The sequence below is a fragment of the Devosia psychrophila genome (genome assembly GCF_000971275.1).
GTDB classification, from domain to species: Bacteria; Pseudomonadota; Alphaproteobacteria; order Rhizobiales; family Devosiaceae; genus Devosia; species Devosia psychrophila.
The window spans coordinates 1-6611 of the sequence record NZ_LAPV01000156.1 but is presented as its reverse complement, the minus strand read 5'-3'; the positions used below and the strand labels follow the sequence as shown (position 1 = coordinate 6611).

General features: G+C 62.4%; 6 protein-coding genes. All 6 read left to right on the top strand.

What is annotated here, in order from left to right; all coding sequences use genetic code 11:
- The first annotated feature begins 119 nt into the window (after positions 1–119).
- The 6 genes from WH91_RS17770 to WH91_RS24750 all read left to right on the top strand — a co-directional run bounded on the left by WH91_RS17770 (position 120) and on the right by WH91_RS24750 (position 6552).
- The gene (locus WH91_RS17770; RefSeq protein ID WP_046172356.1) at positions 120–1229 is read left to right on the top strand and encodes a LacI family DNA-binding transcriptional regulator; all 1110 of its coding nucleotides are present in this window, start codon (positions 120–122) and stop codon (positions 1227–1229) included.
- A gap of 53 nt (positions 1230–1282) precedes the next feature.
- A complete protein-coding gene (locus WH91_RS17765) occupies positions 1283–2224 on the top strand; it encodes an ABC transporter substrate-binding protein (protein ID WP_199533544.1) in 942 nt (313 codons plus the stop codon).
- Positions 2225–2293: 69 nt separating this feature from the next.
- Positions 2294–3817, top strand: a complete 1524-nt coding sequence (locus tag WH91_RS17760) for a sugar ABC transporter ATP-binding protein (protein WP_046172355.1) — start codon at positions 2294–2296, stop codon at positions 3815–3817.
- Positions 3814–4845 (top strand): ABC transporter permease subunit, encoded by a 1032-nt coding sequence (locus WH91_RS17755; RefSeq protein ID WP_046172354.1) that lies wholly within the window; start codon positions 3814–3816, stop codon positions 4843–4845. The genes WH91_RS17760 and WH91_RS17755 overlap by 4 nt, the downstream gene beginning before the upstream one ends.
- Positions 4846–4876: 31 nt before the next feature.
- Positions 4877–6226, top strand: coding sequence for a hypothetical protein (locus WH91_RS25565; RefSeq protein ID WP_046172353.1), 1350 nt, complete (start codon positions 4877–4879; stop codon positions 6224–6226).
- A gap of 170 nt (positions 6227–6396) precedes the next feature.
- A complete protein-coding gene (locus WH91_RS24750) occupies positions 6397–6552 on the top strand; it encodes a hypothetical protein (protein ID WP_158409600.1) in 156 nt (51 codons plus the stop codon).
- Positions 6553–6611 lie beyond the last annotated feature (59 nt).

The window sequence follows — 6611 nt, the reverse complement described above, 5'->3', positions numbered from 1 at the left end:
CTGTCGCCTATTAGGCGCTAATGATCGCCGCTCGAGCTAAACGTTTATTTGACACTCCTCTGCATGGCGGCTATGAAAATAAACGTTTAGTCACAACCTTGGCTGGGCAGGAGGACGCTGTGGCTCGGCCTACGATACGCGACATCAGCAGAGTGACGGGTTTGTCGACCTACACGATCTCGCAGGCCCTGCGCGGTGCCGATGGCGTGTCGGAGGATAGCCGTGCCCGCGTCCTCGCGGCGGCCAATGACATCGGGTACATTCCCAATCGTGCGGCACAGGATCTGCGACGCACCAATCGGGACTCGGTGGGGCTGATCACAGCCAGCACTTCGAACTCCTACTATCTCGACCTGATCGGCGGCATCCAAAGTACGGTACAGTCACTGGCCTGGACGGTGATAATCGCCGATGTGGCGGTCGATGGTCACTACGATGCGGAACAGGAAGACCGCACTGTGCGGCGCCTAATCGAGGCCCGCGTAGCAGGGGTCATTTCGACGCTGACGCTGAGCAAGGCCAATACTGAACTTTTGTCCAAGTGGGACATTCCGATCGTTTTCGTCGACTCTTCGCCGCCGGCCGAAGCACCCGAGCTGCCCAGCGTCACGACTGACAACTATCAGGCCAGCATGCAGGTCGGCGGCCATCTGGCCGGCCATGGCTACAAGACCTGGCTGTTCCTGGCCTATCCAGCCATCTGGTCTACCCGTGTCGAGCGCGAGCATGGCCTGCGCGATGCGGCGGCTTCGGCCGATGCCGGGCTGGTCGTTGTGGAAAGCGCCAACGATGCCGTCTCCGCGGGCCAGGCACTCAAGTCTTACCTCGATACCGCGACGGCGGTACCGGACGTGCTGATCGCTGGCAACAACCCGATGCTGCTTGGCGCGCTTGAACACCTGCAACTGCGCGGCCTCAGCATTCCGCGCGATATCGCTGTGGTCGGCTATGACGAATTCGCCTGGTCCAATCTCATCCAGCCGCCGCTGACTCTGCTCAACGAGCGCAGCGGCGAAATCGGCCAGCAAGCGGCCAGGACTCTGGCCGAAATCATCCTGGCCCAAGACGCGGCCGAAAAGCGCGGCGAGTCCAGCATGCCTGCCTACCGCCCGGATCACCAGCTACAGGTCGGCGCCGAACTGATCGTGCGCCAGTCCTGCGGCTGCGGTCCCGTCGGCCACCACAGCTTCACACCCCAACCAACCATTCCGTCCGCAAAGGGACGGTGAAGGCGCAAGCCGATCCGCGCTTCGCAAAGGATCGACACATGGAGGATACTTACATGAAGACCAAAACGTTTAGCATCGTCGCCGCATCCGCGCTGGCCCTTGCCGCTGCCGGCGTTCTGCCCGCCGCGGCGCAGAACATGCCGGCCAAGATCGATCAGATCGGCCTCATGGTACAGGACATGTCCAATCCCTTCTTTGCTGCCATGGAAACCGGTGCCAAGGATGCGGCCGCCGAAATCGGCGCAACGCTCAACACCCAGGATGCCCAGCTCGACCTTGCTAACCAGAACACACAGATAGATGCCTTCATCCAGCAGGGCGTCGACCTGATCGTGATCTCGGCCGTCGATCAGGCCGGTATTGCGCCAGCTATCGAGCGCGCCAAGGCTGCTGGCGTCATCGTCATGGCTGTCGATACGCCCGCCGTTGGCGCTGACGCCGTGTTCATGACCGATGCGGTCCAGGCCGGTGAAGTCTCCTGCACGTACCTGTTCGAGCAGATGGGCGGCAAGGGTGAAGTCCTGCTGGTCGATGGCACGCCAATCCAGACCATCATCGACCGCATCACCGGCTGCAACAATGTTGCCGTCAACTTCCCCGACATCAAGATCGTCGGCCAGCAGGCGTCGCGCAACGACCGCGCCTCGGGCATGTCTGTCACCACCGACATGCTGACCGCCCATCCCGACGTGACTGGCATCTTCGGCATGAACGATCCCTCCGCGCTCGGCGCCGTGCTGGCGGTCGAACAGGCTGGCAAATCGGCCCAGATCAAGGTGACCGGCGTCGATGGCAGCCCTGAAGCCGTGCAGGAACTGAACCGCGAAGGCTCGCCCTTCATCGGCTCGTCAACCCAGAACCCTGGCGAAATGGTGCGCCAGGCCGTCAAGACCGCCGTCGCCATGACCGAAGGCACCATGCCGACCGAAACCACAGTGCTGATCCCCAGCGTGCTGGTTTCGCGTGACAATGTTGCCGAATACCCCGGCTGGTAGTCCCTCGTACCGGCTGAAGGGCCGGAGCGTTCTCCCGCGCTCCGGCCCTTCTTTCAAAGGAAGCAAACCATGGATAGTCCATTGCTGGAGCTGACCGACATCGCGAAGCGCTTCGGGGCCACGATTGCTCTCAACAACGTGCGCTTCGATCTGCGGTCCGGCGAAGTTCACGCCCTGATGGGCGAGAATGGCGCGGGAAAATCCACTCTGATGAAGATCCTGTCGGGCAACATCCAGCGCGATGCTGGCATGATCACCATTGATGGTAAGCCTGTGGACATCCGCTCGCCGCGCGATGCCCGCGCCCAGGGCATTGCGATCATCCACCAGGAACTCAATACCGTCCCGGCCATGACCGTGGCCGAGAATCTTTCGCTCGGTCAGGAGCCGCGTAATCGCTTCGGCATGCTCGATCGCACCCGCGTGCTGCGCGATGCCCGCGAAAAGCTCGCCCGCATTCATGCCGATATCGACCCGTCCCGCCCGCTTGGGTCCCTGGGCATCGGCATGCAGCAGATGGTCGAGATTGCCCGGGCGGTCAGCGAGAAGGCGCGTGTCCTGGTGCTCGACGAGCCGACCGCCGCCCTGTCGCGCACCGAGGCCCAGCAGCTGTATGCGGTGGTCAACCGCATGCGCGACGAAGGCGTCGGCCTCATCTACATTTCCCACCGCATGGAAGAAGTCTGGCAGTTGGCCGACCGGATCACCGTGTTCCGCGACGGCACCTATGTCGGCACCGGCACGCGCGACGAATTGAGCGAGACCGACGTGGTGCGCATGATGGTCGGCCGCTCGATCGGTGATCTCTATCGCCATGAGCCGCGCACGCCCGGCGATGTCGTGCTTGACGTCAAGGATCTCGCCGCCGAAGGCCTGGGTCCGGTCAGCTTCCAGCTGCGGGCCGGCGAAGTGGTCAGCATGTCCGGTCTGATCGGTTCGGGCCGCACGGAAGTGGCCCGGCTGATCTTCGGCGCCGACCGCCGCAAGGGCGGCGTGGTGACGGTCAATGGCAAGCCGAGCCATCCTGTCGATCCGTCCCAAGCCATCGCCGATGGCCTGGCCATGGTGCCCGAAGATCGCAAGGGACAGGGGCTGTTTCTCGATCACAGCGTCGAGCGGAATGTCTCGATTTCTTCGCTCGACCAGTTCGTCTCGGGCGAAGTGGTGCAAAATCGCGCCGTGCGCCAAGCCGTCCTGCAGCAGATGGAGCGCCTGCGCCTACGCAAGAATGCCATCGACCTGCCGGCCCGTGCGCTGTCGGGCGGAAACCAGCAGAAGGTCGCTTTGGCGCGCTGGCTGCTGCGCGACTCCGCGGTGATGATCCTCGACGAGCCAACGCGCGGTGTCGACATCGGTGCCAAGCGTGAAATCTACGAACTCATCGATGCACTGGCGCGGGCCGGCAAGGCCATTCTCGTCATCTCGTCCGATCTGCCAGAAGCCATCGGCATTGCCGATCGCGTGCTCGTCGTGCGCGGCGGGCGCATCGTCCAAGAACTGTTGGCCGACGCGGCCACCGAAGAAAACGTCATGCGACACGCCGTCGGCGCGAGCGCAGATTACCAGACCCCCAACACGGGAGCCCAGCCATGAGCATCAATCCGGAACCGGTCGCCGAAGCGACCGCAAAGCCACGCAGCCAATTCGACTTCGCCTGGTGGTGGGATCGAGTCGGCATCCTGATGGTGCTGGTCCTGCTCGTGCTGCTGATGTCGATCTTCGCGCCCAATTTCAATCGCGTCGATAACCTGCTCAACATCGCCCGGTCCATCTCGGTCAATGCCATCCTGGCAGCCGGATTGACCTTCGTCATTCTTACTGGCGGCATCGACCTGTCGGTCGGCTCCATTGTCGCCGTCTCGGGCGTTGTGGCCGTCATGGCCGCCATTGCCGGCGTTCCGGCGCCAGCTGCGGTGCTGATCGGCATGGCCGTTGGTGGGGCGTGCGGCCTGGTTAATGGCCTACTCACCGCCTATCTCGCGCTCGCGCCCTTCATCGTCACCCTAGGTACGATGACCTTCCTGCGTGGTCTGGCCTATACGATCACTAATGGCCAGCCGATCGTTTCAAGCGATCTCAACTTTAAGGATCTCGGCAATGGTTACCTGCTCGGCATTCCTGTGCCGGTGATTGCCATGCTTGCGGTCTTCGTGGTCGCCTGGTTCGTGCTCGAGCGCACACGCTATGGCCGCCACGTCTATGCCGTGGGTGGCAATGTGCAGGCGGCCCGCTTGGCCGGCGTCCAGGTCAATCGCATCATCCTTTCAGTCTATGTCATCGCCGGTATCTGTGCAGGTTTGGCCGGCGTAATCTTCGCCGCCCGTGTCATTTCGGCCCAGCCAACCGCCGGTACGGGCTATGAGCTCGATGCCATCGCTGCCGTCGTCCTCGGAGGCACCAGCCTTGTTGGGGGGCGCGGCCGCATCGTTGGGACGCTGATCGGCGCGGTGATCCTTGGGGTGCTGACCACCGGCCTTATCCTGCTCAACGTGCAGTTCTTCACCCAGCTGCTGATCAAGGGCGTGGTCATCATCCTCGCGGTGGCCATAGACAGCCTTAAGCAGCGTCCCGAGCTGCTGTCGACGCTGTTCGGTCGCGGGCACGGCCCGTTCAAGAGCTGATTTCATGCAAGCATACTATTCAGGACCTGCAATGACGACGACTATTTCCGTCCGCGACCCCCTCGGCGCTACGCGCAGCAATGAATTGATCCGCTTTGCGGTAGCTGGCAATTTCGCCGAGCCCTTGTGGTGGGCACGCGACGCTGCCGGCCAGCCCGTTCTCTGCCAGCGCCTCGCCGACGGTTCCTCGGCCGTCTCGACGACCTTTGCCGCCGTTGTCAGCCTTGCCGGTGAGACGACCCTGACGCTCGACCGACCGGTGGCCGCGAGTGAAGTCGTCGCCGGCATAGTCGAAAAGTCGGGCCGCGAGCAGGACTGCTTTGTTCGCCTCGACACCGGTGCTTTCGACTTCGAACTTTGTTCGGGTACGGCGCAGGGCCTAGGTTCATCCAAATGGGGCATCAGGCACTTCAAGGGGCATTTTGACGACTTCGAACTGCTCCCCTCCGGCAATAATGCCATCGGCGGCTTCTACGGTCCGTTCTTCACCCCGGAAAACGGCCTGATCAACCCACCCGAACATACGCTGGTCGAGATCGAGACCATCGAAAAGGGTCCGGTGCTGCATCACTACCGCATGCATGGCACAATCCCAGATGGCCTGCTGGCCGAGCTTAGGAACAAGACCTTTTCGATCGACTGGATCTTCGCTCACAACGCGCATTCCTTCGGTCGCCGCTATCAGGTCGATGACTTCCAGACCGTCATCAATGGCCGCTCGGTCACCAACAAGATCACGGTGGGCGACGAATTCGAAGGCGGCCAGGGCAAGCTGGTGTTCGACCGTTTCGCGGCCATGGGCGGCACGCGATATCGCTCCGGCGATCCCTATGCCGGCGAGCTGGTCGCCATGGTGGCCGAAACCGTGGAGCATTCGACCGCAACGAGCGAGAAGTTCAACGAGTTCCGCGAGCAGCTGTCCGATATCGAAAGCGCGCACTGGGATCTCTACTGGCGCCTGTTCTGCAAGTGGGAAGGCGTGTTGAGCGACGCCGAGATCACCGAGCGACTGGCCCGCGTCCGCGCCGCCTCCCACGTCAAGGCAGACATGACCGAACGGCTCTGGCAGTTGGCGGACGAGCCGGTCGACGTCTCGGCGGTCCCGCATCAAACCATCTTCCCCGGCCCGGCCGACAAGACGGTCGAATTCCACTCGGAAAGTGGCCGCGCCATGATCTGGTGGACCTCGCAGCCCTCCGGTGCCTTTCAGATCGTCCAGCGCCGTCAGTCCGGCTGGGTTAATTGGGGCAGCAATGGCGAGAACGAATGCCCCGAATTGCCCGTCGGCGTCGAGATCAAGACAGCCTACGGTCCGTTCTCCCAAGAGTGGGAAACCATAGCCCGGCAACTTGAGGCCCCGATTATTGTGATCGTCGGCTGACGTATCGCAGTTCCGAAGCGCGGGGAACGCAGGCTGGATTGATTTCTCACGCCTTCAGATGCGATGGCTCGGGTCGTGTCCCTGGACGTGGTGCAGCTGATGGGTGGTCATCGGCGGATTTCCGGTAGGGTCGGGTTGCTCACACCAACCCTTCACCTAAAGGACCACCGATGACCGACGATATGATGAACCTGCGTGCGCTCGTGGAGAAGACGCCGGACGCTGATATTCTGCGCGAGATGATCGCCCACCGTGCAAATGATGCTGAGACATCGACCACCCGGGAATTTACGCTTGAAGGCGCAGGTAACGTATCGACATGGTAATGCCCCAGATCAAAGATAACGAGACGCCTGCTGGCGCTGGCGCTGAAGCCGAGGAAGGC